Here is a 16,575-nt window from a genome sequence, read left to right as displayed (position 1 = left end):
CGCCCTGCTGGAGAGCAGCGGCCGGCCGCCGGGCTCATCTGCTACCCGGATCGCGGCAGCCAGTACGCGGCGCAGGCCTACCGTAAGCAACGCATCAGCATGGGGGCGAAGCCGGCGATGAGCCGCACGGCTTGCTGCTACGACAACGTCCCGATGGAGAGCTTCTTCCACACGCTCAAGATCGAGCTCGTCCATCAGCGACGATGGACGACCCGAGACGAGGCGCGGCGCGATCTGTTCGCCTACATCGAGGGCTACGACAACCGGCAACGCATCCATTCGGCGCTCGGCTCTCTCACGCCCGAGCAAGCCGAGAGGGCCGCGAACCGATCTCCCCCTTGCCCGCGAAGTCAGGCGCGGATCAGGTGCCAGATGCACCGGATGGTCAAGCGGCCTCAAGTGCAGTCACGCCTCGCGCACGCCGGGCTTCTTGCCTGCCTCGAAGATGAATTCGACGCCCGCCTCTTCCAGAGCACGACGCACGGCGAGCAGGGTGTCCCAGCGCGACCTGACCGCCGAGGTCGGATCCTCCAGCCGGTTGAGGGTCGAGACCGAGACGTTGGCCCGCGCGGCAAGCTCATCCTTCGAGAGGCCGGTGATTGCGCGGGCCGAACGGATCTGGCTCGGGATCAGGGTCTCGTCGGCGACCGAACCCTGCGCGGTCCCCGGCGGCGGGACCGCCTCGGGCGGCGGGGCCCCGTAGCGGGTCCGTCCCGGAACGTTTAAGCAGACTCCGACCCATTCGCGGACGGAGCCGTCCTTGTTCAGCACCGGCGCGCCGCGCGCATTGAACCACCGGTAAATCCCGTCCGCGCACAGGACGCGATAGTCCGTGTTGTAGGGCGCCGTGTGCTCCACCGCCGTGGTCCAGGCCGCGAGCGTGCGGGAGCGGTCGTCCGGGTGGACGGCGTCGAGCCAGCCCAGACCCTGCATCTGCGCGTGAGACTGACCGGTCAGGGCCATCCACTGCGGCATCTCGCTCGGCTCGCCGTTCGCCTTGTTGACCCAGAAGACCGCTGCCGTCGCGGCGATCAGCGCGTTCAGGCGGTCATGCCGCTGCATGAGCGCGTTCATGGTCTCGTGCTGCGCCGTGACGTCGAACACGACGCCCATGCCCTGGCTCGGGCGCCCGTCCGAGCCGAGCATGACCTCGGCGTGGTGCAGGAGCCAGCGCTGGGTCCGGTCCGGCCGGATGATGCGGAACTCGCGACTGACCGGCTGGCCGGAGCGTAGCACGGCGATCTGGTCACCGTGCGCGGCCTGATCCTCCGGGTGGATCATGTCGAGCCCGAAGCCGAAGGTCATCTCCGTGGTCGGGTCGAGGCCCAGAATCCGGTAGAGGCCCGGCGACGCGTCCAGTCGCTCGGAGCGCAGGTCCGCCGACCAGAAGCCGATTTTTCCCGTATCCTCGATTAGCTTCAAGTAGTGGCGCGAGGAGAAGCCGCGCGGGGCGGCGCCGATCTCGGTCTTCGCCTGCGGACGCATCAATGCACGTGTCGGCATCGCCTCACCCCGATTGCCAGTGCTCCAGAGCTGAGATGCGGAATGGCATAAGCGTGGCCGTGAAAGCGTTAAGAAGACAGCATTTGATCCATATTGACTGACATTCGATGGCGAATGTCAGTGTCGTGCAGGCCAAAGATTGATTGGGAAAGGAAGCCTGCGGCGGATTCCTTCTTGGCGATCGATGGATACCAGAATGCGATGGGTTATCTATCGGGCGAGCCCGATGTATATGCCGAAGAATGGAATAAATAATCTCACTACGCTCGAAGCTTCGGATGTCTCCGGTGGAATGACAGGAAATTCGATTCCCTCGAGCGCGATTGAACAGGAATTCCGGCGATCGGCTTGAGACTCTGGCAGTCCGAAGCGGTCATCCTCGCACTGGAGACGCGGCGAGACGTCTCCTGCCTGGGTACCTGAATGTCGCTGCCGAATGCCGAATGCCGGGCGAAGTCGTGCACCCTCGACAGTGCACCGACGTCGATCCAGTTCGACCTCCGCGGCAGGGTGATCGCCGCCGACGCTTCGACGTCCTCGAACGGGCGCGGCCATGAGTGAGATCATCCTGCCGATGGGCGTCGACGACGCGGCGCACCTGCCCGACGAGGACGCGCGCCTGCGTGAGGCGATGCGCGCCACGATGCTCGCCGAGACGCTGCAACTCGGCCGTTACTCGGCGGTGACGCAGGCCGCCGTCGTGCTCGCGCTGGCCGTCATCTTTTGGGGCATCGTCTCGCACGCTTACCTGTCCGGTCTCGCGGTGGCGGTGACGGCGCTGTGCGCGGTGGCTATGATCGCGATGCGACGCTATCGCGGCCGCCTCGGCGACCGATCGATCGCCCGGGAGGCCTTCGCCGTCCTTCACGGCCTCGCGCTCGGCCGCGGTCTCGCCTGGGCCAGCATGCCGGCGATCCTGCTGCCCTCGGTCGACAATGCCTACCGGATCGTGGTCGGGGCCGTCTGCGCCGCCCTGATCTCGCACGCCTACGTGGCGGGCCCGATCTTCTCCCTGGCGCTCCTGGCCGTGGCGCCGGTGGTGGCCGGCATCTTCGTCGGGCTCGCCGGTTGCGAGAGCCCGGTCGGCGAGTACGTCGCCGTGCTGCTGTCGCTGTACGCGGCCTTCGTCTTCGTGAGCGCGCGTCGGATGTGCCGGCACTCCTACCAGCGCCTCTGCGACCGCGTCATGGTGCAGGCGCAGAGCGAGACCATCGGGTTCCTCCTCAAGGATTTCGCCGAGGGCACGAGCGACTGGCTCTGGGAAACCGACACGGTCGGGCGCCTTCGGCAGGCCCGCGCCGCTGTCGCCGCCCTGCTCGGCGTCGAGGTCGCCGGGCTGCGCCACCGGACGTTGTCTGAGCTCCTGCGCGCGTTCGCCGACCCGGACGGCGACGGCGCGGATGCCCAGGCCGTCGCCGCGGCGATCGCGGCGCGCGCGCCTTTCCGCGATCGCACCATCCGGCTCCGTACCGCGGTCGGCACGCGCTGGATCACGCTCAACGGCAAGCCCGTCTTCGACGCACAGGGAGCGTTCACGGGCTACCGCGGCGTGGGCTCGGACACCACCGAGAGCCGGGAGGCGCAGGCCCGCATCGCCTTCCTGGCGGGTCACGACAGCCTGACCGGACTGCCGAACCGCAGCGGCTTCCAGGACGCGCTGGGGACGCTCTGCCGCACGGTCCGCATGGCGGAGAGACCGAGTGCGCTGTTCTATCTCGACCTCGACGGCTTCAAGGCCGTCAACGACAGTCGCGGCCACCTCGTCGGCGACCGATTGCTGCGCGCGGTGACTGCACGCCTGCTCGCCATCGGTGAACCGCACAGCCTGTTCCGCCTCGGCGGCGACGAGTTCGCGATGGTCGTCCGCGACCTCGGTCGGCCCGCGGCCGAGGCCCTCGCCGCCCGCGTGGTGGCCGAGCTGCGCCGCCCGTTCCAGATCGACGAGGCCCGGCTGGAGGTCGGTGTCAGCGTCGGCATCGCCTACATGCCGGACGACGCGGTCGAGCCTGCCAGCCTGCTCATGCGCGCCGACCTCGCCCTCTACGCCGCCAAGGCGGACGGCAAGGGCTGCTGGCGGACCTTCGATCCGTCGCTGGAGGAGCGGGTCGTCCGCCAGCGGCAGTTCGACCTGGACATGCGCGCGGCCCTCGCGGCGGGCGAGATGGAGCTGCACTACCAGCCCCTGGTGGACATGCGGAGCGGTCGTGTAGCCGGTTTCGAGGCGCTGCTGCGGTGGAACAAGCCCGGGTACGGCTGGGTCTCGCCGGGGGAGATCATCCCCATCGCCGAGACGACCGGCTTCATCGTCGAGATCGGCCGCTGGGCCCTGCGCCGCGCCTGCACCGACGCCCGCACGTGGTCCGACCTGAAGATCGCGGTGAACATCTCCTCCATCCACGTGCGGATGCCGGGCTTCCACGCCGAGGTCGCGGCCGTTCTCCGCGAGACCGGCCTCGCGCCAGATCGGCTCGAGATCGAGATCACCGAGTCGGTGCTGCTCGACCACGGTCCGGAGGTTCTGGAAAACCTGAAGCGCCTGCGCGCGACGGGCGTGCGCATCGCGCTGGACGATTTCGGCACGGGCTACTCGAGCCTGAGCTACCTGACCGAATTCCCGTTCGACAAGGTGAAGGTCGACCGCTCCTTCGTGCGCGATCTGCAGGGCCGCCCCGAGAAGGTCGCCGTGGTCGAGGCCATCGCCCGAATGGCGCGGGCCCTATCGATGAGCGTCACGGTGGAGGGCGTGGAGACCCGGCAGCAACTGGACGTCCTGCGGGACAAGCGCTGCGACATCGCGCAGGGCTTCCTCTACAGCCCGGCGCGCCCGGTCCACGAGGTCGCGGCACTCATCGCGCGCATCGAGGGTGCTGCGCCGCCGCCGAGCGTGAGCGCCGGCGATCCGGACGGGAGCCCGACCGCCGACGCGCGCTCGGTCCTGTCGCTGGCCCGCGCCTCGTAGGCGACGGGCGGCGCATCGCGTCGCCGCCGAAAGGCAGAAAACCTCTCTCGTCGCGCTGAGGACGCCCCCGGCGCGCGCTTGCCGGGCAACGCGTCTTTAAATGCGGCGACTTCAAAATTCAGAAGTAGCGGAGCAACAGTACATGTCGCGCCTTTCCGACCTCAAGATTGTTACCAAGGTGACGATCCCGCTGCTGCTGGTCGCCGCCGTCGCCGGCGGGCTCGTGTATCGCGCGCACGGCGTCTTTGATGAGTTGAACGAGAAAACGCAGCACATCGTCGATGTCCAGTCCGCGCGACTTGAGAATATCCTGACTGTTCGCACGAACGTCCTCGAGGCGACGGTTCAGAATCGGAACATCCTCATCGAGGACCGGCCTCCCGAGCAGGCCATGTACCGATCGCGCTACGACGAGGCCGTGAAACAGGCCTACGTGGCGGTCGACAGGCTGATCGCGCTGTCGAACTCGCCCGAGCGGCGGGCCGTCAATCAGAAGCTGCGCGAGGCCGTCGAGGTCTATTTCCACGTCGTCGGGCGCGCGAACGCGGCGGCCCTCGACAGGGACGCCGAGACCGCGCGGAAAATCGTGCTTTCCGAGGGTCTCGCGGCCCGCAACAAGGTCCGCGATCTCGTCCAGCCGCGCATCGACAATCTCGCGGCCGAGCTCGCCCAGGCGAAGGCGGAGGCCCAGGCGAGCGCGGAGCGGGCGACGACGGTCCTCGTCACGGCCGCGGTCGCCGGGCTGCTCGCGGCCCTGGCCATCGCGTTCGCCATCGTCCATTTCGGGCTGACGCGGCCCCTGACCCGGTTGGTCGCCGTTCTGCAGCGCATGGCCAAGGGCGATCTCGACGCCGACATCGCGGAGGCTGCCCGTCGCGACGAGATCGGCCAGGTCGGCAAGGCCGTCGCCGACATCCGCGCCATGGTCGCGCGGAAGGCCGTCGAGGACGCGGAGACGAAGCGCGCCGCCGACGCGGCGCTAGGCGCCGAGCGACGGCGCATCATGATGGACCTCGCGAACGGCTTCGAGCGGACGGTCGGCGGCATCGTCGGGATGGTCTCGGCCTCCGCGACGGAGTTGCAGGCCACGGCCGCGACGATGACGGCGACCGCGACCGAGACGGCCACGCAGTCCACGGCCGTGGCGGCGGCGGCCGATCAGGCAGCGTCGAACGTCGGTACCGTGGCGGCGGCCTCCGAGGAGCTCGGGAGCTCGGTTCAGGAGATCGGCCGTCAGGTACAGGGATCGGCATCCCTCGCCCAGGCCGCTGTCGGCGAGGCCGACCGGACGGCCCGGCTCGTCGAGGACCTCACGACGGCCGTCGCGAGGATCGGTGACGTCGTCGCGATGATCTCGGCCATCGCCGGCCAAACCAACCTCCTGGCGCTGAACGCGACCATCGAGGCGGCGCGGGCCGGCGAGGCCGGCAAGGGCTTCGCGGTCGTCGCAGCCGAGGTCAAGGAACTCGCGTCGCAGACGGCCCGGGCGACGGACGAGATCGGCGGCCATATCGGCCGCATCCAGGGCGTGACGGGCGAGGCGGTCTCGGCCATCGGCGCGATCACGGGGCGCATCCGCGAGATCAACACGGTGGCGGCCAGCATTGCCGCCGCCGTGGAGCAGCAGGGCGCGGCGACCCAGGAGATCGTGCGCAACGTCGCCCAGGCGGCGACGGGCACCGCGGAGGTGACCGGCAACATCGCCGGAGTCGCCTCAGCGTCGGAGGCTACCGGCGCGGCGGCGACCCAGGTGCTGGCGTCGTCCGGCGAGCTGTCGCGACACGCCGAGCAGCTCGCAGCGGAGATGACGCGCTTCCTCACCACCGTGCGCGCGGCCTGAGGCGATCCCGATGGCGTGCAGCACAGCCAGCGTCTCGGGCCTCGGGGTCAATCCCACGCTTCGGCTGGGTTGCCGGGGAGATGCCCCGTCGGGGCACCGGCCTTGCGGCCCGTACCGGGTCGGGCTGGCTTGATCGCCATGGCCGACATCATTCCCCTCGGCACCATCCCGGGCGCCGAGAACGCCCGCGCGATGCTTCTAGACCTCCGCCGGCGCCTCGATTCCGGCGAGGACATCGGTCCGCGGATCGCGCAGATCCGTCAGGCCGCGGCGTCGATGCGGGCACTGGCTGGCGGCCTCCGGCGGGTCCTGCAAGCCCCGGACGAGAGGCTGTCCGCCGAGCCGGAGGTTCTCGTCGCGGCCTGGAAAGTCCTCGCCTTGGCGGAACGCAACGTCGCGAAACTCGAGGAATTCCTTCGGCTCGCGGACGAAGAGGATTTGGCGCAGGCTTCGCGCTAGCCTTCGGGCCAGCCTCGGGAATGCGGGCCAGCCGATCCGCATCACGGTCCTGACCCAGGCTGTCCGAGCTCCGCACACCGGACCGACGTGTCCGCGCGATCGAAGGCGCGCGGTGAGCGACCAGAGAGACCGCGCTCGACGTCACGCGCGGATCGGACCGTCGCCCGTCGCGGCACCGTGCGCAGCGGCTCTCGACGCGCGCTCGAACCGGCTCCGATCATTTCGTGACCGCCGTTCGCCTGTCGACAGTCGCGGAGACTTGAAGGCAGGGATCGATCTGACACGGAATGGGTCATAGCCCGACCATGATCTGTACTGGGCTCAAAAAATCCTTTTGAAATGGAACGTGGTGGCGCACGGTCCGAGCCGGATTCCGAGATGCGACTAAGACCAACTTATAGTCTCGGTGTCACGATACGGCGTCCAATGAGAGTTGCGCCATGTTCCGTAAGCCCGCCTTTGATGAGAACCAAGCCACCATCGACGCGCTGACGCGCTCGTTGGCCATCATCGAGTTCGGCATGGATGGCACCATCCTGCGCGCCAACCCGAATTTCCTGGCCGTCGTGGACTACGATCTCGCTTCCCTGCAGGGTAAGCACCACCGGATCCTGGTTAGCGAGGAGACGGCCAACGGTCCGGAGTATGATGAATTCTGGTCGAAGCTGCGGGCCGGCGAATTCATGTCCGGTGAGTTCCCCCGCCGCGCGCGGTCCGGCGCGAGGGTCTGGCTCGAAGCCACCTACAACCCGATCCTGGGCTCCGACGGCAAGCCGTTCAAGGTCATCAAGTTCGCCAGCGACATCACGGCCAAGAAGAGCGAGACCAACCGGCTGCTGCGCATGATCGACGAGATGCCGGTCGCCGTCATGACCGCGGATCCGAAGAACGATTTCAAGATCAATTACATCAACAACACCTCGCGCAAGACTCTGGAAGCCATCGAGCGGCATCTGCCGATCAAGGTCTCCGAGATGATGGGCAAGTCCTTCGACGTGTTTCACAAGAACCCGCATCACCAGCGGAACATGCTCGCCGACGCGCGCCGACTGCCCCACCGCACCAAGATCAAGGTCGGACCCGAGACCCTCGATCTGCAGGTCTCCGCCATCACCGACGCGGACGGAGCCTATGTCGGGCCGATGTTGACATGGTCGGTCATCACCGCACAACTCGCCATGGCCGCGGACGTCGCCGGCCTCGTCGAGGCGCTCGGGACCGCGATCGGCGAGATGAAGGAGTCGGCGGAGGGCCTGAACCGCTCGGCGGACGCGGCGAGCGAGCGCGCGAACTCCGTGGCGGCCGGATCCGAGGAGATGACCAGCTCGATCCACGAGATCTCGGGTCAAGTCGGGCGGGTCTCCGAGCGTACCCAGCAGATCGCCAACCAGGCGACGGCGACGGACGTGACGGTTCGCAACCTCGCCGCCAATGCCGGCGAGGTCGACGCGGTGGTCGGAATGATCAAGTCTATCGCCGACCAGACCAATCTTCTCGCACTCAACGCCACGATCGAGGCGGCGCGCGCGGGTGCGGCCGGTCGTGGCTTCGCGGTAGTGGCCACGGAGGTCAAGGAGCTTGCCGGCCAGACGGCGAGAGCGACCGGCGAGATCACGCACAAGGTCCACGCCATCCAGAAGGCGACCGGCGAGGCCGTGACGGCGATCCGCTTGATCACCGACGAGGTGGCCGAGCTCTCGAAACTCACGCTGGCCATGGCGAGCGCCGTCGAGGAGCAGGCCGCCTCGACCCAGGAGATGTCGTCCAACATCACCGGTGTCTCGGCCGCGGCCGGAGAGACGGGACAGCTCGCAGAGATGGTCCGGCGGATCTCCGACAAGCTCGAGGCGCATTCCGCCGGCCTCGGTGCCAGCATGGAGAAGTACCTCAAGGCGAGTTGATGAAAGCATAAGGAGGCCCTTCCAGCTATCTGATTTAGGCTCTCCGAGGGGAGCTGAAGCGAGCGCTGCTCCGTCGATCCTTCTGGGAGGCGCCGAGGTGGGCCTGCTTTGCGACGCGCAAGACTGTGATCGCGCATTACAGGATGTGGCAGTCGCCTCACTATTGGCGAGACAAATAATCTTTGAGCGAGGCGCTGAAATTGCGGGTCACAGTGCTGCTCTGTAAAGAGAGTTGAGCGCCTCATGATGATTGATTGCATCACGACCGCAAACATCATAACCGACTGCGAGGGAATGATCATTCGCTCTGACGAGCCTGTATTGCGAATTAGTGCGCAGCAAGAGGTAAGGCGATCACTGGCGGGCCCTTGTGATCTCAATCTGTGCCACCGACGCAGGCGAACAGGCCAAGCGGTGAGCGATCTCTTGAAGAGGACGCAAGGCGAACGCCTCGCTCTGATCGGTGTACGCAATCGCGAGATGGCGGCCGACGATACGAGGAATCTTCTCCTGGAACGTCTGGGGCTCATCCAGCGGATCGGAGGTCCGCGCCTGCATCATCTGCGCGGTCATCCCATTGTTGAGTGGACCATTACCGAGGCAGGCAAGACTGCGCTCTCTGAGTTCATGATCGCGACAAGATGGCTCTGAACCACGGGAAGCAGAGAGGTTCGCCCCACGTGTGCGCTACGGCGGGATCCCCGGATGCCGGCCGGATCGCTCCCACCTGTGAGGTTGGATCTGGAGGAGTTGGATAGCGTCTGTGATTGCCTCAGCCAGCGCACTCAGTGGCGGCGCAACCGAATGAAATTGACCCATCGCCTGCAAACGGCGCAGGGAAGACCTTCTTCTTAAAAGCTGAGCGATGGTACCAGTTTCGACCGGGACCGATTGCCTGCCAACAGGCGCCGACAGGGCCAGTATGAACTATTTGTCGATGATGGTCCGTGAAATAATCTTTAAACCTAGAGCATTCGAAAGGACTGAGAGGATCGAAAGGCAGGCGCCAATCGGGGCGATTTTGCTCAATTTTGGGGATGCAGGAGGAGCTTGCTGATTGCCTGGGATGGGCGCATCCCTGCCAAAGTGGTAGCGAAACCTGCATCCGCTCAGGTAAACCACATGGCCGCGCTTGAACCACTGCATTGGGACGATTGGAGGCCGTCCGCTCTTCCGGCAGCACCACTCCGAAGCCGACCGGCAGCTTTCGGCCAAGTCCAGCCCCGCCGGCATGGTTCTCTGAATGGCCGAGGTGGGTGGACTTCCGCCGGTCCGCTTCCAGGCGACAATGCACGAAGGCAGACGTCGTTAGCCCGACCTAGGACGGAGCGTGACCCACGGGCGCCCGGCAGGCCCCCGCTACACCGCCGCTGTTCTCGATTATGCGCCATTCTTCGGGAGGCGTCCCGCCACGCTATAGGCCGCGCACTCGCGCGCGGCTCTGCGCCCCTGTTCCCGGAGGTGAGCGCATCGAGCCGGCGCAGGGCGCAGTCGCTCCGCCGGACCCCGTGCCGGGCAGGCAGTCTGAAATGCACTCAGTTCCTTAAAGCCACCGCCAGAGACGCCCGGCATCCAGACGGCGCAAGTTCATAACCTTTCGCCGTCACACGTTTATGCATCAGATTTGTTTACAAATACTCATTTTGTCCATCGGACAAAATTTATGCTTGACGGGTTAAGGCAACGATGCTGATAAACGGAAATTGCAGCATCGATAGGTAGGAATACAGAGATGATGATTCGGTCGATCGGGCACGCTGTGCTGTTTTCAGCGATCACTCTCGGGTCGATCACTGCTGTTTCGGCGGCTCCCGGTAACAGCGCAGGCGGCGGCAACAGCGGAAATGGCACCATTCCGGGTCATTCCAACGGTCTCGGCGGCGGAGATGGCGGCGGTCGCTCCGGAGGCGCACCCTCACCCGAGGTCAACGCCATGCTGGGCCTCGCCCTCGCCGGCGGCACCCTCGCGTTCCTGCGCCGCAGACGAGCAGGCAAGGCCAAGTCGTAAGCTTGACCTGCAGGCCCACCCATGAAGGCGCAGACTTCGTCTCAGTCGGGGTTCGTAGCGGTGACCGGCCGGGAGCTGGCCTCACTCTTCGCCATGCCGGCCGCCAGCTGGGCAATGCTGGTGTTCGCCTGCGGCACGGCCCTCTCGGCGGCGCTGCAGCGCCTGCTGCTCGAGCACGATCCGGGCACGCAGCGCCTGATCGAGCTCGATCTCGGCGAGATGTTCGCCACCGTCGCTGTCGTCGCGCTCGTGCTCTCCTCGCGCAAGACGCGGTCCGCGCTGCAGCCGATCGACCTCGCTTTCCTCTGCGTCTGCGCCCTGCCCTGGCTCCTGCCCGAGGCCCACGCGGTCTATGCCGGCATGACGATTGTTGCCCTTTGGCTGATCGCCCGGCGCGCCCACGATCGCTTATTGGTCGAGGTCGGGCAGGTCTGGCTCGCCCTTTCCCTGTGCGAGCTGTGGAGCAAGCTCGCCTTTAAGCTGTTCTATCCCCTTATCGCCCCCGCCGAGGTAGCCTTCATGGCCTGGGTCGGGCGCTCGGCCATCCCAGGCCTGTATGCCAGTGGCCTCTACCTGAGCGGCCGCCCGGGCTGGTCAATCGTCATGCTGGAGGGCTGCTCAGCGTTTCACAACCTGTCGCTGGCGGCTCTCATCTGGCTGTGCGTGCTCAGGATCGCCGGCCGGCGGGCCACCCGTGGGGCGGCCGCAGCCCTGGCGGCGAGCGCCGCACTCGTCGTGGCGATCAACGTTGCTCGGATCCTGGCCATGCTGCCCTCGCAGGAGGCCTACTCGTTCTGGCACGATGGCATTGGCTCGGTCATCGTCGCCCTCGCGGCTGCCACGGCCTCGGTGCTGCCGATCGTTGTTGTCGTCGAGCGTGCCGTCGGAAGCGAGCCGTGCTCGGCCCCGCCAAAGGCCTGAGGCCGGCCGATCGCGCGGCGTTGGCCGTCCTTTGCCTGCTCCTCGTCATTTCGGTGTGTGGGCGCCTCTACGCCTGCTGTCTGCTCGAGCCGGCTCTGGAACCCACCACTATCGTAGCTGCGAATGCAGACCATTTCCTGCCGCGGGCGGAGGGCCCGCGCCGTGCGGTTCCGGTAGGCGCTTGCGCCGGTCCCGTCATGATCGAGTTCGTAGAGCCTATTTCACACGGCCGGGACACGCTTCTAGTGGCACCGCCCGACCAGGGCGACCGAGTCTTCTACGTATATCAGGGCTGGATTCTGCACGATCCGAATGGCGCGATGAAGCTGAGTGCGCTACACGTCCTGCGTCGCGCGATGGGTCTCGTCGGCCTCGTTGCGGCCAGCGAGCGGGACAAGCTTGCCATGAAGGTCATCGTGCCTGCCGGCTGCAGCGCTTCCCCCAACGCCGTAGTGGCCGCGCTGCCGGGCAAGGCGCGGCCCTGAGTCTCATCACTGCGCCGACCGGCTGCAGCCATTGCGGAAGCGGTGGTCGATGCCATGCCGCCGTAGCGGTTAGATCGCGCAGTATCGCAGATAGTCCATCAGTCCGCTTTCGACGGTGCCTAACAGGCTAACGCCGAATGACCTGAGGTCGAAATCTAGATGGTGGCTCAGGATCGATCCACCTGGTTCATTTTGGAGGATAATGCCTAGAACCGACACTGAGAAGGACATTAATCTCTTTCGCCGACACGCTGAATATTGCAATCTCGTTGATCCCTCAGTCGGAAAAGCCGCTTCAGCTTCGTCACTAACAACCCTGCGGTCTGAGATTTGTCCTGCCCCTCTTGGTGCAAGACGCGAAGACGACGCAACAGAGCGGTGACCTCCGCGTCGGCCGTCACGATGTCAGGGTTCTTTCGCAGCAGTTCTTCGATCCAAAAGTCCGACATGCTCCTACCGAAGCTGTTCGCGGCAGAGACCACCCGTTGCCTCAAGGAGGTCATCATCGCCTCACATCTCACGACTTCGTGAGGTATGGTACTTGCTGTACATGATATCTGTTCGGCATGGGGAAGCCAGCCATGCCTGATGAAAAGCCCGTTGCGACGGCTGTGGCTGTCCGCGAACTGATCGATATCGAGCTCATCGACGGGGGTGACACCGTAGCTGCCCGCTTCATCGCGGCAGATGGCCAGATCGTCGGCGTGGTCATCCCACGAAGGGTGTTTACCGAGTTGCAGGTGACGGTACCTGATGGCTCGGATCGTAAGCGCTAGGCCGGGCTTGTATCGAACAGATGGCCAGCGACCGCTTTGTAGATGCGCCCCTGGCCAATCGGGCGGCTGGGTTGGGTCGGTCCGAGGCCTTCCGCTTTTCCTGTCGGTCGTCTCCGAAGCGCCCGTTCTGCTTCCGGCCAGAATCCGTCGTACAGAATCGTTATGGCGCGCAGAACCGGACGTTCGGCTTGGCGCCCATCCCGACCTTTCAGCACGCTTCGTAGCCATCTCCGAAGCGGACGTCCCGGTAGCTGTATCTACAGGATGGGAGAAGGTGATTCGACTGAGACCGGGTACCGCGCGGCTTAGGCGGATGCCGCCGCGGCCAACAGCGGCGCGCGGACGCGTTTCATTTCCGTGGGCGCAGGCTCGTCAAGTGCAGTCCTCGCCAACCCGCGCGATGGCGCGAACTGCCTCCCGGTCTGGCTTGCCCTGCTCCGTGCGCGGGACCCGCGGCACTGGGAGGAACCGAACTCGCGACGCCATGCCGGGACCATGGACGGCATCGACCGCTCGCTGGCAGGCGAGGACATCCAGGGCGTCCTCCGGCCACGCCTCCACAACCGCGGTCCAGGTCGCGGTCCACAGTTCGTGACGACCACGGCGTACCGAACGGAGGTGACGCCACAGAGGGTGTCCTCGACCATCGTCGGCGTAAGCGTGCGTCCATCGACCGAGAGGGCGTCCACAGCTCGACCGAGAGTATGCAGGCGGCCGGCCGCATCGAGCCGTCTTAGGTCTCCGGAGCGGTACCAGCCATCGTGGAAGGCCGCCGCGTCCAGATCGGGCCGGTTGAGGTAGCCGCTGGCCATCGCGGGCGAACGCACCTCGACCGAGCCCCCCTCTTCGGGAGCCGCGAGGCCACCCTCGCCCCGCCGGAACCTGACCTCGACGCCGGGAAGGATGGGCCCGGCGGAGCCGAAGCTCTCGGCGTCGGAGATGTCGTGCCCAGAGGGCGGCAGGACGCTGATCAAGCCCATCTCGCTGGCCCCGTAGGTGTGGGCGACGACCGGGCCGAGGCGCGCGCGGGCTTGGCGGCGCAGCGTGGGCGGCGCGGACGCCCCGACATGCGTCAGGCAGCGCAGCGACGAGAGATCCCGCCGCGCGACGTCCGGGTGGTCCATGAGCTCAACAATTGCGGCTCGACCAGGAAGAGGTCCGTGATGCGCTCACGCTGAATGATGCCGAGGGTGTCGGCCGGATCGAAGCCGTCCCGCAGCACGACCGTTCCCCCGCCGAGCAAGGTCATGTCGACCAACACTTGGGACAGGTACGCGAGGCGTCCGTTGACGAGTTGACGCCTTTCCGCGGAACTCAGGACGTCGACAATGGCGGCGTAGGCGGCGAATGTGCGCCAACTCCCCTTGAGTACGCCCGTGCTGCCGCCGGAGGAGATCACGACGCCGAGGTCGTCCGGCCTGGCCGCGCAGGCGAACCACTCGGTGGCTTGGGCCCTCGGCCAGCGCATCGAGTGGCCTCGGCCGGAGCCGGCGACGCCGCCTCCGGCCGAGGCCACCCCGATGCCACCATCAACCGGGACGAGCTTCGCGGTCTCGGGGAAGACAACGAGGAGGTCCGGCGCCGTCAATCCCAGGAGTTCCGCCTGCGCGGCCGACGATGCCGTGACAGACAGGAAGGTCGTCGCGGCTGCGATCAAGTTCGCGGCGTAGCGCACGGCGAGGGCCGCCGGACAGTTCGGGGCCAGGAGGGCTAGGAGCGAGCTTCGCCGGATCCCGATGCCGAACAGGGCGCGGGCGTAGCGATGCACGGACGCGAGCAGTTCGCCAGCGGTAACGGTCGCACCGTCGTATCGAAGGGCCGGAGCGGAGATGTTCCGGCTCAGCCGCTTGATCGACTCGGCGACGTAGACCGAGGTGGTCGCCGGGTACCCTGACGGCACGGTGCCGCTCGTCACGACGCGGCCCGCTGTCCGGACACGAAGCGACCGACGGCCGGCCCGCGATAGAAACCGGACAACCGATCTCACCACCGGCGATCATATGTCGGTTCGAAATGTATAGCTTTGCGCCGTTTCGGAAAAGTTTTCGCAAACATCGTGCGGCTCGATGGCTTATGAAGACTTGCTAAGCCAAGCGGTTCGCTGCTTCAGTTCCAAGACGTCACGACGGAGTGGGGCATGAAGCGCACAATCGCGGGCGTATCGATCTGTTTCGGGATGTCCGGCCTGAGCTCGATACCGGCTCAGGCGCTGTCAGTCGTCACCTCTCCCGGCTCCGGCAGCCCGGTCGAGCTCATCGCCGAGATACATCAGCCACCTTCACCGGAGAGCACCCGCCAAAGGTTGCGATAGCCTTCGCCGGTCAGAACGGCATCGGCGGGTCGGCTCGCGTTCCAGTCCACGGCACCCATGGCGTTCAAGCACTGTCGTGCCTTTCCCACCGGGTACTGAGCATCGTCATCCTTTACGGTCGATCGATACAGCTCGGCGAGTTTTTCCGCTGCGCTTCGTGGTGCAGAGTTCATCCGCAATCAGCACGGCCGCCTCCGTACGAACTCCATGATAGATCATCGCAGGAAGCGCATCGAGACGGCGTCGACCCCGCTCGGTCAGCGCGTCGAAGTTCACTCCGGTCATGCGGCTGAGCGCTGAAATACCCCACGTACCATTGTTGACGATCGCTCGATAGAGCACCCTGAAGGGTTCAGCCAGGGCATCAGTATCTGATACATTTATTCCCTTCAAAAATTATTTTTTGGACATCTCTTCAAGAGCGTTGCTCTTGATTAAATCTTAATTGACAATAGATAATAGCGCATTTTCTAAACATTCGCCGCTGTATTTCTCCAGCTCCTCCTTGAGTTGAAGAATCTGCAACATGACTCCGGAGAGATCAGCCATTTTGCCGCTCTTTCCGAACAGGCCTTCCGGTGCCCAGTCGCTCGGCGTGAGCTTCTTCTCCAGATTCTGAAGGCCTTTGAGCGCTTCCCGAACGCCTTCGGGAGAGAACCCGGTCAAGTCTGCGAGGTCGGCAAAGCCGGAATTCTTGGCAAGGTTGCGGGCGTAGCTCTGCGTTGCGTCAAGCAACATGTCTGCCTTGGATCTCGCACTCGGATCGTTGCGCAACGTCGCGTAGCCGTAGGTCTGCCTGAGAAGCTGCTCGGACTTGGCGAGCACCGCGTCGAGGTTCTTCTCGGCCCAAAGATGCGCGACGTAACACCGAAAATCGACCCATTGGGGCGCATAGATGATGGATTGAAGTTCGTTTAGACGTCCGCGGGCCTCGAGATCGTCGATCAGAGAGACCGAGCGTGAGGCCAGCGCACCGGTGTTCCGGCCGACGTACTCGATGAGCTCGCGTCGGGAGGTGCCCTCCGCGAGTCCGACGACACCGACGCTATCGTGCCCGATGTGCCCTGCCCTACCCATTAGATTCCAGAACTCGCGCGGAGACATCTCGATCGAGCGTCCATCTTGCGGAACGTGACGCGATGCCGGGAATATGGACGAAACGGGGAAATTGATGCCTTGCGCGATGGTCGAGGTTGCACACAGACCCTAAGGTGACCGGCCTCGGCAAGCCATTCCATCAGCGTCCTGATCTCGTCCGACAGGCCGGCGTGATGGACTCCGACCCCGTGCTCAAGCGTCGCAATCAGTTCGAAGTCTGCACTGACCTCCGTGCGCAGATAGTCCTGCACGAGCCGAACTTCGTCGGGTTTTCTTGCGAATTCCGGAAGAGTGGCCGCCGCGTGACGGGCCAT

At 65.6% G+C, this 16,575-nt stretch carries 13 protein-coding genes and 1 pseudogene; 9 read left to right on the top strand and 5 right to left on the bottom strand.

Annotated elements, in window-relative coordinates; genetic code table 11:
* Positions 1 to 15: 15 nt before the first annotated feature.
* Positions 16 to 318, top strand: a pseudogene (locus BKE41_RS29960) (IS3 family transposase); the annotation flags it as partial.
* 87 nt (positions 319 to 405) lie between these two features.
* Here the strand turns inward: BKE41_RS29960 and BKE41_RS02380 are convergent.
* On the bottom strand, positions 406 to 1,485 hold the full coding sequence (locus BKE41_RS02380; protein WP_058606527.1) for a PAS domain-containing protein: 1,080 nt from the start codon (positions 1,483 to 1,485) through the stop codon (positions 406 to 408).
* A 571-nt stretch (positions 1,486 to 2,056) separates the two neighbouring features.
* On the opposite strand from BKE41_RS02380, the gene BKE41_RS02375 reads away from it, so the two are divergent.
* The 4 genes from BKE41_RS02375 (at position 2,057) to BKE41_RS02360 (ending at position 8,662) form a co-directional block, all read left to right on the top strand.
* Positions 2,057 to 4,462 carry an EAL domain-containing protein gene (locus tag BKE41_RS02375; RefSeq protein WP_070998451.1) on the top strand — a complete coding sequence of 802 codons (2,406 nt, stop codon included), beginning with the start codon at positions 2,057 to 2,059 and terminating at the stop codon, positions 4,460 to 4,462.
* A gap of 142 nt (positions 4,463 to 4,604) precedes the next feature.
* Complete coding sequence (locus BKE41_RS02370; RefSeq protein WP_070998449.1) at positions 4,605 to 6,302, top strand: methyl-accepting chemotaxis protein; 1,698 nt, start codon at positions 4,605 to 4,607, stop codon at positions 6,300 to 6,302.
* Positions 6,303 to 6,440: 138 nt separating this feature from the next.
* A complete protein-coding gene (locus BKE41_RS02365) occupies positions 6,441 to 6,761 on the top strand; it encodes a hypothetical protein (protein ID WP_070998447.1) in 321 nt (106 codons plus the stop codon).
* Between the two features lie 440 nt (positions 6,762 to 7,201).
* Positions 7,202 to 8,662 carry a PAS domain-containing methyl-accepting chemotaxis protein gene (locus BKE41_RS02360; protein WP_070998445.1) on the top strand — a complete coding sequence of 487 codons (1,461 nt, stop codon included), beginning with the start codon at positions 7,202 to 7,204 and terminating at the stop codon, positions 8,660 to 8,662.
* A 354-nt stretch (positions 8,663 to 9,016) separates the two neighbouring features.
* Here BKE41_RS02360 and BKE41_RS02355 read toward each other — a convergent pair whose 3' ends face one another.
* Positions 9,017 to 9,235 (bottom strand): hypothetical protein, encoded by a 219-nt coding sequence (locus tag BKE41_RS02355; RefSeq protein ID WP_070998443.1) that lies wholly within the window; start codon positions 9,233 to 9,235, stop codon positions 9,017 to 9,019.
* A gap of 1,159 nt (positions 9,236 to 10,394) precedes the next feature.
* Between BKE41_RS02355 and BKE41_RS31015 the strand changes: the two genes are divergently transcribed.
* The 4 genes from BKE41_RS31015 (at position 10,395) to BKE41_RS02335 (ending at position 12,852) form a co-directional block, all read left to right on the top strand.
* Positions 10,395 to 10,670 carry a hypothetical protein gene (locus tag BKE41_RS31015; protein ID WP_133250850.1) on the top strand — a complete coding sequence of 92 codons (276 nt, stop codon included), beginning with the start codon at positions 10,395 to 10,397 and terminating at the stop codon, positions 10,668 to 10,670.
* Positions 10,671 to 10,691: 21 nt separating this feature from the next.
* The gene (locus BKE41_RS02350) at positions 10,692 to 11,591 is read left to right on the top strand and encodes a hypothetical protein (RefSeq protein ID WP_012317399.1); all 900 of its coding nucleotides are present in this window, start codon (positions 10,692 to 10,694) and stop codon (positions 11,589 to 11,591) included.
* A gap of 197 nt (positions 11,592 to 11,788) precedes the next feature.
* The gene (locus BKE41_RS31010) at positions 11,789 to 12,076 is read left to right on the top strand and encodes a hypothetical protein (RefSeq protein ID WP_159392707.1); all 288 of its coding nucleotides are present in this window, start codon (positions 11,789 to 11,791) and stop codon (positions 12,074 to 12,076) included.
* 581 nt (positions 12,077 to 12,657) lie between these two features.
* Positions 12,658 to 12,852, top strand: coding sequence for a hypothetical protein (locus tag BKE41_RS02335; protein WP_133250851.1), 195 nt, complete (start codon positions 12,658 to 12,660; stop codon positions 12,850 to 12,852).
* A 1,072-nt stretch (positions 12,853 to 13,924) separates the two neighbouring features.
* Here the strand turns inward: BKE41_RS02335 and BKE41_RS02325 are convergent.
* The 3 genes from BKE41_RS02325 to BKE41_RS02320 form a co-directional block, all read right to left on the bottom strand.
* Complete coding sequence (locus BKE41_RS02325) at positions 13,925 to 14,767, bottom strand: AMP-binding protein (RefSeq protein ID WP_051475906.1); 843 nt, start codon at positions 14,765 to 14,767, stop codon at positions 13,925 to 13,927.
* Between the two features lie 501 nt (positions 14,768 to 15,268).
* Complete coding sequence (locus BKE41_RS31005) at positions 15,269 to 15,505, bottom strand: hypothetical protein (RefSeq protein ID WP_133250852.1); 237 nt, start codon at positions 15,503 to 15,505, stop codon at positions 15,269 to 15,271.
* A 99-nt stretch (positions 15,506 to 15,604) separates the two neighbouring features.
* Positions 15,605 to 16,267, bottom strand: a complete 663-nt coding sequence (locus BKE41_RS02320) for a hypothetical protein (protein ID WP_159392706.1) — start codon at positions 16,265 to 16,267, stop codon at positions 15,605 to 15,607.
* Between the last annotated feature and the right edge of the window lie 308 nt (positions 16,268 to 16,575).

This window comes from Methylobacterium sp. C1, from assembly GCF_001854385.1.
GTDB lineage: Bacteria > Pseudomonadota > Alphaproteobacteria > Rhizobiales > Beijerinckiaceae > Methylobacterium > Methylobacterium radiotolerans.
Note: the sequence above shows the minus strand (reverse complement) of the source record. Positions and strands in the feature narration are given on the sequence as shown.